The following is a 15,187-nucleotide window of genomic DNA, read 5'->3' as shown; positions in this document are numbered from 1 at the left end:
AAACAGGGCGGCCGGTACGGGCCGCCCTATTCGTTTCGATCACTGTGCGACAAATGGTTTCCGGAAAAACAATGACCGGATAATGAAAGATGACGCGCCGGTCGTCAACGCACGTCGGCGACGGATTCCGCGCCGGTCAGCCGGGCCCGCAGCGCGCCCGCCACCGCGTCGGCGTGCTGGTTGAGGAAGAAGTGCCCGCCGGCGAACTCGCGCAGCGTGAACGCGCCCTCGGTGTGCGCGCCCCACTCGGCCACCTCCTCGACGGTGGCCTTCGGGTCGGCGTCCCCGGTGAATGCCGTGATACCGCAACGCAATACGGGCCCGCCCGCCCGCCGGTAGCGCTCGATGGCCCGGTAGTCCCCACGGATGACCGGCAGCACCATAGCCGCGATCTCGGGGTCGTCCAGCGCGGCCGTGTCGGTGCCGCCCAGCCGCCGCACGTCGGCCAAAAGCTCTCGGTCGCTTGCCAAGTGAGTGCGCTCGTCCCGGAACGTGCCCGGCCCCCGCCTGCCGGACACGAAAAGCTCGGTCAGCGTCACACCGGTCTGCTGCAATCGGACCGCCACCTCGAACGCGACAGCCGCCCCCATGCTGTGCCCGAAGAACGACACCGGCCGGTCGATCCAGGGCAGCACGGCCTCGGTGACGCGGTCGGCGAGGTCGCCGATGTCCTCGATGATCGGTTCCGCGCGACGCTCCTGCCTGCCCGGATACTGCACGGCGACCGCGTCGATCTCGGGCGCGAGCGCCTTGGTCAGCCGGAAGAAGTAGCTCGCCGAGCCGCCGGCGTACGGAAAGCACACCAGCCGGTGCGCGGCGTCGGGCGCGGGACCGAATTGCCGGACCCAGCGGCCCGCCCCCGCGCGAGTGTCGGTGTCCACCATGGGAATCCCTCAGTTCGTCGGAGCCCCGCCCGATCCGCGGCAGGGTGGCCGGCGCGGGCGGCCCGGCCGGACCGCCCGCGCCGAAGGTGCTACGCGTCGCCGCCGGGCAGCAGCCCGACCTGCTGCGACATATCGAAGAAGTCGAAGCTGATCCGCCACCAGGAGATGAGCCCGCCGCGGAACTCGTAGGTGTCGGTGCCCTCCAGCGTCCACTGCTTGCCGGTGCCGTCGACGCGCGGGGCCGGGTTCTCCGGCGGCCAGCGGTCGATGTAGCCGGTGAACGTCGCGGTGCCGCGCCACGGCACCACGATGCGGTTGCCGTCCAGCGCGATCAGCGGCGCCGTGGTGGCCTCGAAACGCATATCCGGGAACGCCGTGTAGGTGATCTCGGAGAACAGGCGGAAATCGTCGTGCCCGCGCGAATTGCGCCCCATCATCGACGGATCTTCCACCACGATGTCGTCGGTGACCAGCGTCAGCAGCGTATCGGTGTCGTGGGTGTTCAACGCGGTGAACCAGCGCTCGAAGATATCGCTGATCTGTTCCGCGCTCGGCAGCGAACCGCCCAGCGCGGCGCGCGCCTTCGTATATCGGTCGTCGAAATATTCGATTTTCTCCAGGCCAGCCATCGGAGAAATCCTTCCGGTAGAAATCAGTCGTTCGTTCAGTCGGCCGGACGGACGGCCAGGGTGTGGGTGAAGTGATTGCCCGGGTCCCAGTCGGCCTTGACCTGCCGCAGCCGCGGGTACGCGGACCCGAAGAGCAGTTCCTCCCAGGAGTGGCCGGAATCGTTGAGTTCCGGGTCGGCCAGATCGGTATCGGTGTAGTTGAGGACCGCGCCGCCGTTCGGGCCACCCGCCGCGGGCACGCCGCCGGTCGCGGCGTAGACGTCGCGGTACCAGCCGCGGATCCACGCCAGGTTCGCCGCGTCCTCCGCCTCGGTCGCCCACATCACCAGGAACAGCAGCTTGATGATCGAATCGCGCTGCGGCGCCGCGGTTTCCGCGGGATCGACGGCGTTGACCCGGCCGCCGTAGCCGCCGAGCTCGACCAGCGTGGCTGGCTCGCGGAAGTCCGGGTCGGTGAGCCGACGGTAGAACGCGCTCGCCTGGTCGGCGGGCAGTTCGGTCCGCAGGTAGGCCGACTTCGCCTTGAACCGGCCCTTGCCCTCCCAGCCGTCACCGCCCAGGTTCGCCCAGGCGGTGACGTGGCTGATCCACGACACCCGCTCGCGCACGTCCACCCGGTACTCGGCCACGCCCTCGGCGACGGCGGCCAGGAACTCGTCCAGGATCCGCTCGGCATCCGGTGTGGCGGCGTCGATCTGGGTGGAGAGCAGGAACTCCCCGGCCGAGATGTGGCGCGGCTTGAGCGCGCTGAACAGGTTGACGGCCGGCGAATCCGGCGCCGAGTTGCGCGCGTGCCAGCCGGTGAAGTTCGTCAGCAGCCTGGTGAACTTCGCCTCGTCCAGATCGGCCCAGCGAAACACCACTTCGGAGACGAGCATTTCCTCCGGCGCGGCGGGCAGCGCGTCGGCGGGCGCGTCGCCCTCGGCGTCCGGCGCGCGGAACCAGAACTTGGTGACGACCCCGAAAGTCCCGCCGCCACCGCCGGTGTGCGCCCACCACAGATCCCGGTTCGGATCGTCGGCGGCCCGGCTCGCCACCACGGCCCGAGCGCGCCCGCCCGCGTCGACCACGACCACCTCGACCGCTTCCAGATAGTCGACCAGGTGGCCGAACTGGCGCGTGAACGCGCCGTAGCCCGCGTTGGTGACCTGGCCGCCGAGCGCGACCGGCGGGCCGACGCCCGCCGGCACCGTCACGCGCCACTGCTCGTGCAGCGCCTTGTACAGGTCGACGGTGGTAATGCCCGGTCCGACCGCGAAGGCGGAACGCTTCGCGTCGTACTCCACCGACGTCAATTGCGAGGTGCTGATCACGACGCGGTTCTGCGGCGCCGCGATCAGACCCTCATACCCCGCGCCGCTGCTGTGGACGGCGAAGCGGGCGCCGCTGTCCACGACGTGCTGCACCGCGGCGACGGTCTCCTCCACCGAGCGCGGCAGCAGCACGTAATCCGGTGTGCCCGACCATCGTCCGTTGAAGCTCGCCGTCAAGGTGGCGTACCTCGGGTCGTCCGGTGTCACTCGCTCGACTTCGGAGGTCACGGTCATTCCTCAATCTCCTCACTGGGTTGGCGCTGAATTCCGGTGCGGCACGGGCTCAGGCGATGGCCGCCAGCCGTGCCCCGCCCGCGTCCCTGATCTCGCGGCACACGTCGCGCAGTGCCGCCGCCAGGCGCTCGATATCGGCGGTCTCGATGTAGACCGAGGGCTCGAAGCGCAGCGTGTACACCGCGCTCGAGGTCGGGAAGGTGCGAATGCTGTGCTCGCGCAACAGGAATCCGGAGACGTAGTAGCCGAAGAAGCCCGAGGCGTCCACCTCACGCAACGCCGCCGAGTCCGACTCCGCCTGGTTCACGAACTCCAGGCCCGCCATCAGGCCGCGGCCGCGCACGTCGGCGACCACGTCGGGGAACTCCTCGCGCACCGAGCGCAGCGCCGCCAGCAGTTCCGCGCCGCGCCGTTCGGCCGCCCGGTAGAGCGCGCCGTCGTCGGCCTCCAGGATGTCGAGCACCCGGCGCGCGATCAGCGTGGAGAAGCTGTCCTTGGCGAAGGTCGAGCTGTGCATCAGCTCGAAATCGCTGAGGTAGCGTGACTCCCGCACCAGCAGCACGGCGGCCTTGGCCACCCCGCCGCCCAGGCTCTTGGCGATCGCGTAGTAGTCGCCGCGCAGGCCGAGGTGACCGCTGGCCAGGAACGCGCCGGTGCGCCCCATGCCGGTCTGGATCTCGTCGATGATCACCGGGATGCCGAGTTCGGCAGCGACCCGCTGGACGTCGGCGACGAAGTCTGCGGGCATCTCGTGGATGCCGCCCTCGCCGAGGATCGGCTCCAGCACCACGGCGGCGAACACGGGGAACGGCCGCTCCACGACGCGCACGGAACCGCCTTCGACTACAAGGCTTTTCGCAACCCGGCTCTCCGCCCGCACCACCGCGTCGAGCGCGCCCGGCTCGTCCACGGGCACGAACCGCGCCTGCGCGGCCAGCGCCGAGAACACCGCCCGGTAGTTCGGGTTGTAGGTGAGCTGGACGCTGCCCGCGAGCTTGCCGTGGAACGCGCCGACCGGCGACAGGAACAGCGGCGTGGCGGCGAACAGCGCCTCGTTGTGCGCGGTCACCTCCGCCACCAGCGCGTCGATCTCCGCGGCAGGCACCGAGGCCTCGCGGGCCGCCTCGATATCGGCCTCGATCTGCGCCCGCAGTCCGGCGGCCCGCACGAATCGCTCGAACTCGGCGTGCTTGAGCCCGGCCTCGATCGCTTCCGCGCCGCTGTTGGCGAAGATCGCGAAGTAGCCTTCGTCCGAATCCAGTTCGCGACGCACGATGCGATTGAGCTGGTTGGCCACGTCGTTGGCGTACGGGTGGCGGGAGAACTGCGCGTGGATGGGCGTCTGCGCGGCCAGCAGTTCCCTGGCGTACTCGATGATTTCGGGGTTGCTGTGCCCGAGCAGCGTGGAGCCGTAGCCGCCCACGAAATCGAGCACCGCGATCTCTTCGTCGCCGCGGCGGTAGTAGAGCGTATCGCCTTCGCCCCGGGTGTATTCCACGTCGAGGCCCGCCGTCGCCAGCACCCCGCGCAGGTACGGCTCGGCGAACTCCCGTTCGGTCGCTACGGCGGTCATCGGTTCTCCAGCTGTTCGGTGCGGGCCAGCCGCACGATTTCGGCCGCGACCGTCTCCGGGTCCTGCTGCGGCTGCCAGTGCGAGGTCTGCTCCAGCGTCACCAGCCGGTACGGACCGGTCACGTGCTCGCTCGTCTTCTCGACCGCCAGCTTGCTGACGGCGGTGTCGGTGACGCTCCACACGAAGGTGGTCGGGACCGGTACGGGGCCGAACTCGAAGGGTTCGCCGAGCAGGTTGTTGGCGCGGTACCAGTTCAGCGCCGCGTCCAGCACGCCGGGCTCGCGGTGCTTGGTGACGTAGCGCTCCACTTGTTCCGGGGTGAGCACGCCCTCGCCCGCCTGCGCGAACCACCCGTAGAGCTGGGCGGCGTCGTCGGCGAGGAACTGCTCGGCCGCGCCGTCGGACATCAGGAACTCCACGTACTGGGAGCTGTGCTGCTGTTCGGCGTCCACCCGGTAGGCGTACTGGTAGGCGTCCAGATGCGGGATGGCCAGGGCGACAAGGCTGTTCACCCGGTCGGCGTGCCGCGCGCCCAGGTACCAGGCCACCGCCGCTCCCCAGTCGTGGCCCACCACGTGCGCCGACTCGACACCGAGCGCGTCCAGCACGGCCAGCGCGTCGGCCGCCAGCAAGGGCAGCGCGTACTCGCTCACCGTGGTGGGCCGGGCGTCGTCGGAGTACCCGCGCTGGTCGGGCGCGATGGTGCGCAGCCCGGCGCGGTGCAGGATCGGCGCCACCTCGGTCCACGACGCCCGGCTGTGCGGGAAGCCGTGCAGCAGCAGCACCGCGGGACCGTCGGCGGGGCCCTCGACGTCGACGTCGAACGTCCACTGCCCGAACGGGATTCGCTCGACGCTCATGCCGGCACCTCGCCCAGGATCTTGGCCTCGAGCTGCGGCTCGTGCAGCACGCTCGGGTGGTCGGCCAGGCCGATCACGCGCTGGTAGGCACGCGACACATCGCCGTCGCGGCTGGCCGCGTCCTGGACCTGCGCGATGAACGCGTGCGCCTCCAGGATCTCCGGGGTGCGCTCGCCCTGGACCTCGGGGTAGCTGAGGTCGGCGCCGATCGCCATCTGCCAGCAACCGTCGATCGCGTCGGCGGCCAGGTCGGCGAAGTAGGCCAGCGGATCGATCTCCTCGTCGCGGTTGACGTGCTCGCGCAGCACCGTCGAGCCCATCGCGGCCACCGTCATGCCCTGGGCGTAGCTGGGATTGAAGCTGGCGACCGCGTCGCCGATCACCAGGAAGCCCGCCGGGAAGTCGGTCATGCGCTGGTAGTGCCTGCGCAGGTTGGTCGGGAACTTGTAGGCCACCGGGTCGTTGATCGGCTCGGCGTGCTGCAAGGTCTCGTAGATGTCCGGCGCGGCAAGGGTTTTGATGAACGCCAGGTAGCCCTCGGGATCGGTCGGCGGGTGATCGCCGAGGATGCCGTAGGCCGTGACGATGCTGCGCCCGCCGTCGATCTTCTGGCAGATGCAGCCGCGCGGCACGCCCGCCGAGGCCACCGTGTTGATCGAGATGTCGCCGCCGAACGCCTCGTCGGGGATCGTGTAATACCGGGTGGCGTAACCCATCCCGATCTTGTGCTTCTCCTCCTCGACCCGCTCGTAGCCGAGGTCCTCGAGCCACACCGCCGCGCGCGAACCGCGCCCGGAGGCGTCGACGACGAGGTCGGCGGGCAGCAGGGTCTCGTGCGACGCCTCGGGGAACACCCACACGCCCGCGATCCGCTTACCGTCGTCGACCACTTCCAGCCTGCTGATATCGGTCTGCTCGAGCAGGTCGACGTTGGGCAGCGCCAGCACCCGGTCGCGGATATGGGATTCGAAGAACGGGCGGCTGGCGGTGAGGCAGACCAGCCCGGAATCGACCTGCACCAAGCGCTTTCCGTTGATGATCCAGCGCACGTCGGCGGAGGCGTCGCCGATCGCCGCGCCGTCGGCCACCATCTGATCGGTGACACCGGGGAAGTGTTCTTCGGCGATCTGCTGGCCGCGCGAGAGCAGCCCGTGCAGATGGTGGCCCTGCGGCAGACCGCGCCGCAACAGATTCGGGCCGGTCAGGTGGTCTCGGTCCACGAGGGTTACCCGCTCGTACCGGTCGGCGAGCACGCGGGTCGCGAACAACCCGGCGAGCCCACCTCCCAGCACGACAGCGCGGCTCCGCACACGGCTGGTCATGGCCTGTCTCCCTTGCTCGTACAGCTCTTGCCGAGGGGCGGCCGGTGCTCCCGGCCAGCCCACGGGGCGACCGTATCCACGGGCCTGTAATCGACCGCTCATCGTCCGGAAACTGCCCGCTGTTCGCGCTGGTAGAAGCGATATTTCCGCGCGGAAGGGCCGGTTTTCGCGGCCGTGCGCGGACCGCTCAGGACACCCGGCGCACGTCCAGGACTGCCTTGCCTTTGATCCGGCGGTTCAGCAGGTGGTCGGCGGCCTCGCGGTAGTCCACCCAGTCCCCGCGCCAGCCGATCGGAAGGCTAAGCGCGCCGCGCTCGGCGAAGTCCACCAGCGTGGCCAACTCCTGCCCCAGCGGCGCGTGCAAGTTGAACGCCTCGATGCGGCCCCGGTCGACCTGGATGCGCGCCTCCTCGAAGTCGATGGTGGTCGGCTCGCGTGACGCCTTGCCCACGGCCACCACGGTGCCGCCCGCCTCGAGTCGCAGGTAGGCGTCGGCCAGCTGCCGGCCGCCGACGTTGTCCACGACGCCGAAGACGCGCTCGCGCAACGCTTCCGGACCCACGATCACTTCGGACGCGCCCAGTTCGGCCAGGCCCTCGCCGCGCTCCGGGCTGCCGACCGACGCGATCACCCGCGCGCCCGCCAGATGCGCCAGCTGCACCGCGAACCGGCCGACGCCGCCGGACGCGCCGGTGATCAGCACCCGGCGCCCGACGATAGGGCCGAGCGCGCGCAACGCCTGCAACGCGCTCACCCCGGCCACCGGCAGCGCGGCCGTGGCTCCCAGGTCGAGTCCGTCGGGCACCACGGCCAGGTTGGCGGTGTCGACCGCGCGCAGCTCCGCCCAGGCGCCGGTCCACCCGAAGGTGACCACGCGCGTCCCGGCGGGCGGACCGGACCCGTCCACCGCGGCCCGCGCCACCACACCCGCGGCGTCCCACCCCGGGATCAGGCCCGCGGGCGCCTCGGGCGAGCGGAACGCGACCTCCCCGAAGTTGAAGGAGAACGAAACCACTTCCACCAGAGCCTGATCCGGCCGCGGGGCCGGCGGCTCGGCGCTGCCCAGGCGCAGCATGTGCGGACTCACCTTGTCGTGCACGAGTGCCTTCAACGCCCGCGCTCCTTTCGGTACGGCCGGCTACGCGCCGGCGCTCGAGCCGCGCGAGCACGTCCGGCCCACGCGGTACGGACATGACGAGACCACCCCGCGCGCACCGGCCTACCGGTGCCGCGCGCGGGGTGATCGTCGCGGGAATCAGGCCGAGGCGACCTTGTCCAGGGTCGGGTAATCGGTGTACCCGGTGTGGTCGCCGCCGTAGAAGGTGGCCTGGTCGGGGGTGTTGTACGGCCCGCCCGCCTTGATCCTGGCGTCCAGATCGGGGTTGGCCAGCCACAGCGCACCCAGCGTGACGGCGTCGGCGACACCGGACTCGAGCGCCTCGGTGGCGGCCTCGACGGTGGCCGGGAAGGCCTCCGGGGTGGGGTGCGGGTTGAGGATGAAGGTGCCGGGCCACGCGGCGCGCAGGGTCTTGGTCAGCTCGCGGCTGCCGCCCTCGATGATGTGCACGTAGGCCAGGTTCAACTCGGCCAGCTTGCTCAGCAGCTCGGTGTAGAGCGGCGCCGGGTCGGCCTCGACGATGTTGTTGAACGGGTTGGCCGGCGAGAGGCGGATGCCGGTGCGGTCGGCGCCGATGGCGTTGATCACCGCGGACGCGACCTCGAGGACCACGCGGATCTTGTTCTCGACCGAACCGCCGTACTCGTCGGTGCGCAGGTTGGTGTTGTCGGCCAGGAACTGGTGCAGCAGGTAGCCGTTGGCACCGTGCAGCTCGACACCGTCGAAGCCGGCGTCGATGGCGTTGCGCGCGGCCGAGACGAAATCGGCGACGGTGGTCTTGATGTCCTCGACGGTCAGCTCCCGCGGGGTGGGGTGATCGATCATGCCGTCGGGGGTGAACAGCTGCTCACCGCTGGCCACGGCCGAGGGCGCGACCGGCAGGGCGCCGTCCGGGTACAGGGCCGGGTGGCCGATGCGGCCGGTGTGGGTCAGCTGGGCGAAGATGCGCCCGCCCGCGTTGTGCACCGCGTCGGTGACCGCGCGCCACGCCTCGACCTGCTCGGCCGCGTGCAGGCCGGGGGTGAGGAAGTAACCCTGCCCGATGACGCTGGGCTGGTTGCTTTCGCTGATGATCAGGCCCGCACTGGCCCGCTGTGCGTAGTACTCCGCGGTGAGCTCGGTGACACGTCCGTCGAGGGTGGCCCGGTTACGGGTCATCGGCGCCATGAACAGGCGGCTCGGGAGCTCCAACTTGCCGATCGTGATCGGCTCGAACAGGGTGCTCACCTTGACTCCTTCTGCTTGGGTCGCGCGCGGCAGCCCCGGCGCGAATACTTTATCGAATCAAGCGCTATCGTGGCACAGGTGCTTGATCGGATCAAGCATTCCACTCAACGTTGGCATAGAATTCGCGTTATGGCAGTTCCGGCAGGCCCCGTACGCGCGTCCACCGACCTCGAGCGCGTGATGTTCGACTTCGTGGACGCCTACAACCACGCCTTCGAGGCGGCGGCGCGCGAGCACTCGATGAGCATGGCGCACGCCTGCGTCCTCGGCCGGGTCGGCACCCGCCGCGGCATGGGCGAACTGGCCGAGGAACTCGGCTGCGACGCCTCCAACATCACCCAGATCGTCACCCGGCTGGAGGGGCGGTCCCTGGTGCGGCGCGAGCCGAACCCCGAGGACCGCCGCTTCCGCCAGATCGTGCGCACCCCGGCGGGCGACGTCGTCAACGACGCCTTCGAGGAGTCCTTCGACTTCCCCCGCCGCGCGGTCGACGGCCTCACCGACGAGGAACAGCAGCAGCTCGCCGCCCTGCTCCACAAGGCCCTGGCCGCGCAGAGGCCCACGGCCTGAACAACACTCGGCACGCGCGGCCGATGGCTCGAATCGCCCGGTCGCCGGCCGAGAGTCCGGGCCGACTTGCCTGCTCAACAGCATCGATACGTATCTGCCCGGCGAAGGGAAAATCATCGCCCGCCGCACCGTTTGACTTCCGGAACAGCGGGAACCTCGATTCCGCACATTGTTACTCGGTATGTGGGAATTGCCATGATCATCATTCTCGGAGTCCTCGTCGCGGTGCTGGCGGTCGCCGCCGGTGTGGCCGGAGTCGCCGCCAACACCGGCGATGCCAACCGCCTCGGCAGCGAGTTCTCGGTATTCGACTACCAGTTCGGCGGCACCACCGGTGAGCTGTTCCTCCTCGGCATCGTCGTCGGCCTGGTCGGCGGTGTGGGCGTGAGCCTCACGCTCAGCGGCGTCTTCAGGTCCACCCGCAAGAACATGGCGGTCCGGCGCGAATTGCGGGAATCGCGGCGGGTGGCCGCCGCGGCGCGCGCCGATCACACCGGTGATCGGAAATCGACGGCGCGCACGCCACAGTGGCGGGTTCCGCAATTCCTGCGCAAATCCGGCTCCCCCACTCGCGGCGCCACCACCAAATAATTCGAACTGAAATACTCGATCGGAAAGCTCGTCATGATCGTTCTCGGACTCGTTCTGCTCATCGTCGGATATCTGCTCGGATTCGGGCTGCTGATCACCGCCGGCGTCATCCTGCTCCTCATCGGCGCGGTGCTGTATATCGCCGGTTCGGTGGGCCGCCCGGTGCGCGGCCGCCGCCACTATTTCTGAGTTCCTCCCCGACAGCGGCCGTGCCAGAATCACCGCATGTCACGACCAGTCCCGACCGATCCCCTCGCGGGCCGCGTGCCCCTCGTCAACGCGCCGATGGGCGGTGCGGCGGGCGGTGCGCTCGCGGGCGCGGTTTCCGCGGCGGGCGGACTGGGGATGATCGGCATGGGCAGTTCCGGCACGCGCGCGGCACTGAGTCGGGAATTGGACCGCGTGCCCGAGGGGGTGCGCGTCGGAATCGGGGTGGTGGACTGGGTGGTTCGCCGCGAGCCCGCCCTGCTGGACCTCGCCCTCGAATCAGGCCCGCTGCTGCTGTCCGTCAGCTTCGGGACGGAACTGGACTGGATCGCCCGCGCCCACGCGGCCGGCATCCCCACCGCCGTCCAGGTCGCCGACACCGCGGAGGCCGAGGCCGCCCACCGCGCGGGCGCCGACCTCCTGGTGGCCCGTGGGCAAGAAGGCGGCGGGCACGGCCGCCCACTCCACAACCGCGACACCCTCCTCGCGAACGTGCTGCGCGTCACCGACCGCCCCGTACTCGCCGCCGGGGCGATCGCCACCGCCACCGACGTATCGCATGTCCTGTCCCTCGGCGCGGCGGGCGTATGGGTCGGCACCGCCTTCACCGCCTGCCGCGAAGCGCTCACCACACCCGGCGAGCGCGCGGCCCTCCTCGCCGCCGACGGCGAAAACACCCTCCTCACTTCGATTTTCGACCAGGCCGCCGGCTACCCCTGGCCCCCGGACCTCCCCGAACGCGTCCTCGCCAACGACTTCACCCGCCGCTGGAGCACCGGCCTCACCGACCTCCCCACCGCCACCGCCGAACTCCACCGAGCCCTCACGGCCGACGACCCCCGCAACCGCCCCGTCAACGCCGGCCTCGGCGTGGGCAACCTGACCGAGGAAACCTCGGCCGCCGAGGTGGTGCGCAGGCTCGCGCCTCGCTGAAACCCGTTGCCCGGCAACCTGAAACGTGATGGGCACCGCGATTACCGGACATGGTGCCTCGACGACAGCTTCACCGCTTCCACGGTCAGACTTGGTCCGGGGTCGCCTCCACGCGATCGAAGTGGAACGGCAGTGACTCCCGCCCCGGCCGATGGTCGTCGCGCGTTCGAAGCGGAATCCGTGCCGGTCGGGATCGATGGCCGCGATCCAGGTGGCGTCGAACTCGCACATCTGCGGTGTCGACTCGGCGACGCCGTCGGCCCGCAGGACGTCGTGGTAGAAGCAGTGCCGGACGTTCACGTGGTAGCGGCGGTCGTCGTCGGCCGCGTGCTCGAAGACGAAACCGCTTCCGAAGGCGAAGGTTTCGCGGGACCGGCTGAGCTCGACCATGGCGGCGAACGGGTCCTCGACGGCGTCGAGCATCGCCCGCGTACCCGCACATAACGTGTCGGCGAGGGGTTCGACGAACGCCTTCCGCACGGCGACGCGCGCGGCGGTGCTCCCGAGCGCGGGCCGGAGGAACCGGTAGGCGAACACGAGCGCGAGCGTCGTGCGCAGATTGTGGCGGGCGGGTTCGTCGACGACGCGATGTTCCTGTCGCACCGCCAATTCATCCAGGCGAGCGCGCATTTCGGGCACCGGGTCGCCGAGCCCGTGCGCACGCACGGTCCGGGCGACGCTGTCGAAGACCCCGTCGATGAGCAGGCGGGTGTCGCGCTCCGGATCGGGAACGTAGGCACCGGAATCGAGAGGGAACGGGTCGGTGTTCACCGTGCCGTCCTTTCGAGACGAGTCCGGTCTCGAAACACGGCCACCCGCGGGTCACGCAGCCGGCCGTGCTCGCTGCCGAACGAGCACGCCGACGCACTCCACCGACCAACCTGGCGTCAACGATATGTTGTCGATATTACGAGGTCAGGATGCCATGGGCGCGCCGCCCTGTCCACTCCCTCAGTCACGAGAAGGCAATTCGCACCCGTCGGGTCCGCAGGTCTCGTCGCTCGCGCCGATGGGCTGGAGGGTGGGTTGGTGGGTGGACCAGGCTTGGGTGAGGGCCTGGGTGAAGACGGCAGGAGGTTGGGCGCCGGAAACCGCGTATTTGCCGTCCAAGACGAAGAAGGGGACGCCGGTGATGCCGAGGCGGCTCGCCTCGGTCTCGTCGGCGCGGACGGCGTCGGCGTAGGCGGTGGGATCGGCGAGGACCGCGCGGACGGCGGCGGCGTCGAAACCCGCGTCGGCGGCGATCTCGACCAGGCGTTCGGCGCTGCCGAAGGCGGGGCGCGCGTCGGCGAAGTTGGCGCGGTAGAGGGCGTCGAGGAGGTCGGCCTGCCTGCCCTGCTCGTGGGCGAAGTGCAACAGCCGGTGCATGTCGAACGAGTTGCCGAAGTCGCGGCCCTCGGTCAGGTAGGTCAGGCCCAGCTCACCGGCCTGCGCGCCGATACCGCGCTCGTTGGCGGCGGCCTGCGCCTCGCTGATGCCGTACTTGCTCGCGATCTTCGCCACCACCGGCCCGGTCTCCTCGGGCCCCAGCGTGGGATCCAACTCGAACGAGCGATGCACCACCTCGACCTGCTCGCGCTGCGCGAACTCCCCCAGCGCGCGTTCGAACCGCGCCTTCCCCAGGTAGCAGAACGGGCAGTTGATGTCGGTCCAGATGTCTACGCGCACGTTTCTGGCAACACCCGCCGCCACCGGCCTGTTCCCCGGAGGGGTGTGTTTCACCAGACGTCGTCCGTGTCGTAGTGCAACCGGCGCGGCCCCGGCCCTTCCACCGAGAGCCGGTCCCCGGGGTTGAGGACCCGGCAGGTGTTCAGCGACAGGCAGCCGCAGCCGAGGCAGCCGGTGAGCTCCTCTTCGAGCCGTTCGATCTCCCGCCGCCTGGCCTCGAGCCGGCGATGCCAGCGCGCGGAGATGCGCCGCCAGTCGCGTTTGCCCGGCATCCGGTCCTGCGGGAGGTCGGCGAACATCTCCGCGACTTCGGCGAGCGGAATGCCGAAACGCCGCGCCGCCAAGATGATCCCGAGCCTGCGCAGCACGTAGCGCGCGTAGCGGCGCTGGTTGCCCGACGTGCGCACCGACGAGATGAGCCCTTGCTCTTCGTAATAGCGCACGGCGCTGGTGGCGATCCCCGCGCGCTGGGCCACCTCCCCCACGGTCAGCAAGTCCTTCGGCGTGTAATTCACCGCACTCCTCGGCATCCGGTGTGTTGACTTCAAGTCAACCTTAACTTTTAGTTTGGCGTGCGTGGAACTCTCCCCTGTGAAACAAGACCTGGCGCCCAGCGGCTCGTGGCGCACGCTCTTCGGCAGGCCTCACCTGCCCGTCGTCGTGGTACTGGCCGGCGGCGTCGGCCTGTACGCGATGAACCTGTACTTCACCGCGGCGTTGATGCCGTCGGTGGTGCACGACCTGGGGGGCGCGCGGTATTTCGCGTGGGCCTCGACCGGGTACCTCATCACGGCGGTGATCGCGACGGTGCTGGTCGGCCGCTTCCTGCGCGCACGCGGCCCGGCCCGCTCCTACCTGATCGCGTACACGGTGTTCGCGCTCGGCACGGCGCTGGGCGCGGTGAGCCCGACGATGGAACTGTTCGTCGCGGGCCGGGCCGTACAAGGGTTCGGCGCGGGACTGCTCACCGGACTCGGCTACGCGGTGATCCGGTCCGTGCTGCCCGCCGGACTCTGGACTCGCGCAACAGGTCTGGTGTCGGCGATGTTCGGCGTCGGCGCGCTCGTCGGCCCGGCGGCGGGCGGCGCGTTCGCCGAACTCGACGCGTGGCGGCTCGCGTTCGCGATGCTGGTCGCGCTCGCACTCGCACTCGTCGTCCTGACCGTCCGCGCGCTGCCGGGCGCCGCGCCCGCCCGATCCGGCCCCGGCGCGGCCGTGCCCGTCCTCCCCATCCTCGCCCTCGCGCTCACGGCCGCGGTGATGAGCATCGGATCGACCGCCACCGGCGCGCTCGTGCCGGTGTGCATCGGATTGGGCATCGCCCTGCTCGCCACCTTCCTCGTGCTCGACGCGCGCACCCCGAACGGCGTGCTGCCCCGCTCGACCTACGCGCGCGGCAACCCCCTGAAGTGGGTCTATCTGACGGTCGCCGCCCTGTGCGCGGGCGTGATGACCGAGAACTTCATCCCCCTGTTCGGCCAGGAACTCGCGGGCCTCACACCGCTGCTCGCCGGTTTCCTCGGCGCCGCGCTGTCCTTCGGATGGGTTGTCGCGCAACTGTTCAGCGTGAACGCCTCGCCCACCACCGCGCCCGGTCTGGTCCGGCTCGCGCCGTGGTTGCTCGCCGGTGGTCTGGGCGGATACGGGCTGCTCCAGTTCACCGGGGCGGGCGCCGGTGTGGTGATCGCGTGGACGGTACTGCTGTTCATCGCCGGCGCCGGTATCGGCTTGGCCTTCCCGCACCTGTCGGTCGCCGCGATGAGCAGCAGCGCCGACAAGGGCGAGGGCGCCAAGGCGGCCGCGGCCGTCAGCACGACCCAACTGATCGCCTACACCCTCACCTCCGCCATAGCGGGCAACCTCCTCGCCCTCGGCGGGGAGGATATGGCCGCGTCGGCCCGCTGGCTCGTCCTGGGAATCGCGGCACTCGTATTCCTCGGTACCGCAACCGCTTTCGCGGCGACCCGGAGAACCACCTGACGACGCGGGCCGGCTTCGTCCACCGGCGGAAACCGAACCGCGTCGTCACCGGCGAGCAGGTGGAGCGACGGCCCAGCGG

Annotated in this window: 15 protein-coding genes and 1 pseudogene; 5 read left to right on the top strand and 11 right to left on the bottom strand. The window is 70.1% G+C overall.

Annotated features, from left to right (window positions below; all coding sequences use genetic code 11):
• Positions 1-104: 104 nt before the first annotated feature.
• From OHB21_RS21450 to OHB21_RS21415, 8 genes are all read right to left on the bottom strand, one after another.
• Entirely contained in the window at positions 105-884 is a 780-nt protein-coding gene (locus OHB21_RS21450; protein WP_067513816.1) for a thioesterase II family protein, read from the bottom strand.
• An 89-nt stretch (positions 885-973) separates the two neighbouring features.
• Positions 974-1,513: an ester cyclase gene (locus tag OHB21_RS21445; protein WP_067513815.1), complete on the bottom strand. Its 540-nt coding sequence runs from the start codon at positions 1,511-1,513 to the stop codon at positions 974-976.
• Positions 1,514-1,548: 35 nt separating this feature from the next.
• Positions 1,549-3,060 carry an FAD-dependent oxidoreductase gene (locus OHB21_RS21440; RefSeq protein ID WP_067513814.1) on the bottom strand — a complete coding sequence of 504 codons (1,512 nt, stop codon included), beginning with the start codon at positions 3,058-3,060 and terminating at the stop codon, positions 1,549-1,551.
• Between the two features lie 49 nt (positions 3,061-3,109).
• Complete coding sequence (locus tag OHB21_RS21435; protein WP_067513813.1) at positions 3,110-4,633, bottom strand: aspartate aminotransferase family protein; 1,524 nt, start codon at positions 4,631-4,633, stop codon at positions 3,110-3,112.
• On the bottom strand, positions 4,630-5,493 hold the full coding sequence (locus tag OHB21_RS21430; protein ID WP_067513812.1) for an alpha/beta fold hydrolase: 864 nt from the start codon (positions 5,491-5,493) through the stop codon (positions 4,630-4,632). Before OHB21_RS21430 ends, OHB21_RS21435 begins: the two co-directional genes overlap by 4 nt.
• Positions 5,490-6,815 (bottom strand): FAD-dependent oxidoreductase, encoded by a 1,326-nt coding sequence (locus OHB21_RS21425; RefSeq protein ID WP_067513811.1) that lies wholly within the window; start codon positions 6,813-6,815, stop codon positions 5,490-5,492. Before OHB21_RS21425 ends, OHB21_RS21430 begins: the two co-directional genes overlap by 4 nt.
• A 187-nt stretch (positions 6,816-7,002) precedes the next feature.
• Positions 7,003-7,926, bottom strand: a complete 924-nt coding sequence (locus OHB21_RS21420) for a zinc-binding dehydrogenase (protein ID WP_067513810.1) — start codon at positions 7,924-7,926, stop codon at positions 7,003-7,005.
• 144 nt (positions 7,927-8,070) lie between these two features.
• Positions 8,071-9,159 (bottom strand): alkene reductase, encoded by a 1,089-nt coding sequence (locus OHB21_RS21415; RefSeq protein WP_067513809.1) that lies wholly within the window; start codon positions 9,157-9,159, stop codon positions 8,071-8,073.
• A 129-nt stretch (positions 9,160-9,288) separates the two neighbouring features.
• On the opposite strand from OHB21_RS21415, the gene OHB21_RS21410 reads away from it, so the two are divergent.
• The 4 genes from OHB21_RS21410 (at position 9,289) to OHB21_RS21395 (ending at position 11,460) form a co-directional block, all read left to right on the top strand.
• Entirely contained in the window at positions 9,289-9,729 is a 441-nt protein-coding gene (locus tag OHB21_RS21410) for a MarR family winged helix-turn-helix transcriptional regulator (protein ID WP_067513808.1), read from the top strand.
• A 195-nt stretch (positions 9,730-9,924) separates the two neighbouring features.
• The gene (locus tag OHB21_RS21405; RefSeq protein WP_067513807.1) at positions 9,925-10,320 is read left to right on the top strand and encodes a hypothetical protein; all 396 of its coding nucleotides are present in this window, start codon (positions 9,925-9,927) and stop codon (positions 10,318-10,320) included.
• Positions 10,321-10,353: 33 nt separating this feature from the next.
• Positions 10,354-10,509 (top strand): DUF6131 family protein, encoded by a 156-nt coding sequence (locus tag OHB21_RS21400; RefSeq protein ID WP_170160782.1) that lies wholly within the window; start codon positions 10,354-10,356, stop codon positions 10,507-10,509.
• A gap of 36 nt (positions 10,510-10,545) precedes the next feature.
• Positions 10,546-11,460 (top strand): NAD(P)H-dependent flavin oxidoreductase, encoded by a 915-nt coding sequence (locus OHB21_RS21395; protein ID WP_067513806.1) that lies wholly within the window; start codon positions 10,546-10,548, stop codon positions 11,458-11,460.
• 186 nt (positions 11,461-11,646) lie between these two features.
• On the opposite strand, the pseudogene OHB21_RS37575 reads toward OHB21_RS21395, so the two are convergent.
• The 3 genes and pseudogenes from OHB21_RS37575 to soxR all read right to left on the bottom strand — a co-directional run.
• A pseudogene (locus OHB21_RS37575) lies at positions 11,647-12,090 on the bottom strand (L-2-amino-thiazoline-4-carboxylic acid hydrolase); the annotation flags it as partial.
• A gap of 321 nt (positions 12,091-12,411) precedes the next feature.
• Positions 12,412-13,128, bottom strand: a complete 717-nt coding sequence (locus OHB21_RS21385; protein WP_195125725.1) for a DsbA family oxidoreductase — start codon at positions 13,126-13,128, stop codon at positions 12,412-12,414.
• A gap of 50 nt (positions 13,129-13,178) precedes the next feature.
• A complete protein-coding gene (soxR, locus tag OHB21_RS21380; RefSeq protein WP_324192255.1) occupies positions 13,179-13,643 on the bottom strand; it encodes a redox-sensitive transcriptional activator SoxR in 465 nt (154 codons plus the stop codon).
• 61 nt (positions 13,644-13,704) lie between these two features.
• On the opposite strand from soxR, the gene OHB21_RS21375 reads away from it, so the two are divergent.
• Complete coding sequence (locus OHB21_RS21375) at positions 13,705-15,108, top strand: MFS transporter (RefSeq protein ID WP_324192256.1); 1,404 nt, start codon at positions 13,705-13,707, stop codon at positions 15,106-15,108.
• Positions 15,109-15,187: the final 79 nt, after the last annotated feature.

Source organism: Nocardia puris (genome assembly GCF_036051655.1).
Taxonomy (GTDB): domain Bacteria; phylum Actinomycetota; class Actinomycetes; order Mycobacteriales; family Mycobacteriaceae; genus Nocardia; species Nocardia puris.
The sequence above is the reverse complement of the archived record's forward strand: the minus strand, read 5'-3'. Positions and strand labels throughout refer to the sequence as shown.

What these genes read in the sequence shown, in the direction of transcription:
- OHB21_RS21435 (WP_067513813.1), bottom strand. Translation starts at nt 4,633, where the DNA reads ATGACCGCCGTAGCGACCGAACGGGAGTTCGCCGAGCCGTACCTGCGC.
- OHB21_RS21430 (WP_067513812.1), bottom strand. Translation starts at nt 5,493, where the DNA reads ATGAGCGTCGAGCGAATCCCGTTCGGGCAGTGGACGTTCGACGTCGAC.
- OHB21_RS21440 (WP_067513814.1), bottom strand. Translation starts at nt 3,060, where the DNA reads ATGACCGTGACCTCCGAAGTCGAGCGAGTGACACCGGACGACCCGAGG.
- OHB21_RS21445 (WP_067513815.1), bottom strand. Translation starts at nt 1,513, where the DNA reads ATGGCTGGCCTGGAGAAAATCGAATATTTCGACGACCGATATACGAAG.
- OHB21_RS21395 (WP_067513806.1), top strand. Translation starts at nt 10,546, where the DNA reads ATGTCACGACCAGTCCCGACCGATCCCCTCGCGGGCCGCGTGCCCCTC.
- OHB21_RS21410 (WP_067513808.1), top strand. Translation starts at nt 9,289, where the DNA reads ATGGCAGTTCCGGCAGGCCCCGTACGCGCGTCCACCGACCTCGAGCGC.
- OHB21_RS21400 (WP_170160782.1), top strand. Translation starts at nt 10,354, where the DNA reads ATGATCGTTCTCGGACTCGTTCTGCTCATCGTCGGATATCTGCTCGGA.
- OHB21_RS21450 (WP_067513816.1), bottom strand. Translation starts at nt 884, where the DNA reads ATGGTGGACACCGACACTCGCGCGGGGGCGGGCCGCTGGGTCCGGCAA.
- OHB21_RS21405 (WP_067513807.1), top strand. Translation starts at nt 9,925, where the DNA reads ATGATCATCATTCTCGGAGTCCTCGTCGCGGTGCTGGCGGTCGCCGCC.
- OHB21_RS21425 (WP_067513811.1), bottom strand. Translation starts at nt 6,815, where the DNA reads ATGACCAGCCGTGTGCGGAGCCGCGCTGTCGTGCTGGGAGGTGGGCTC.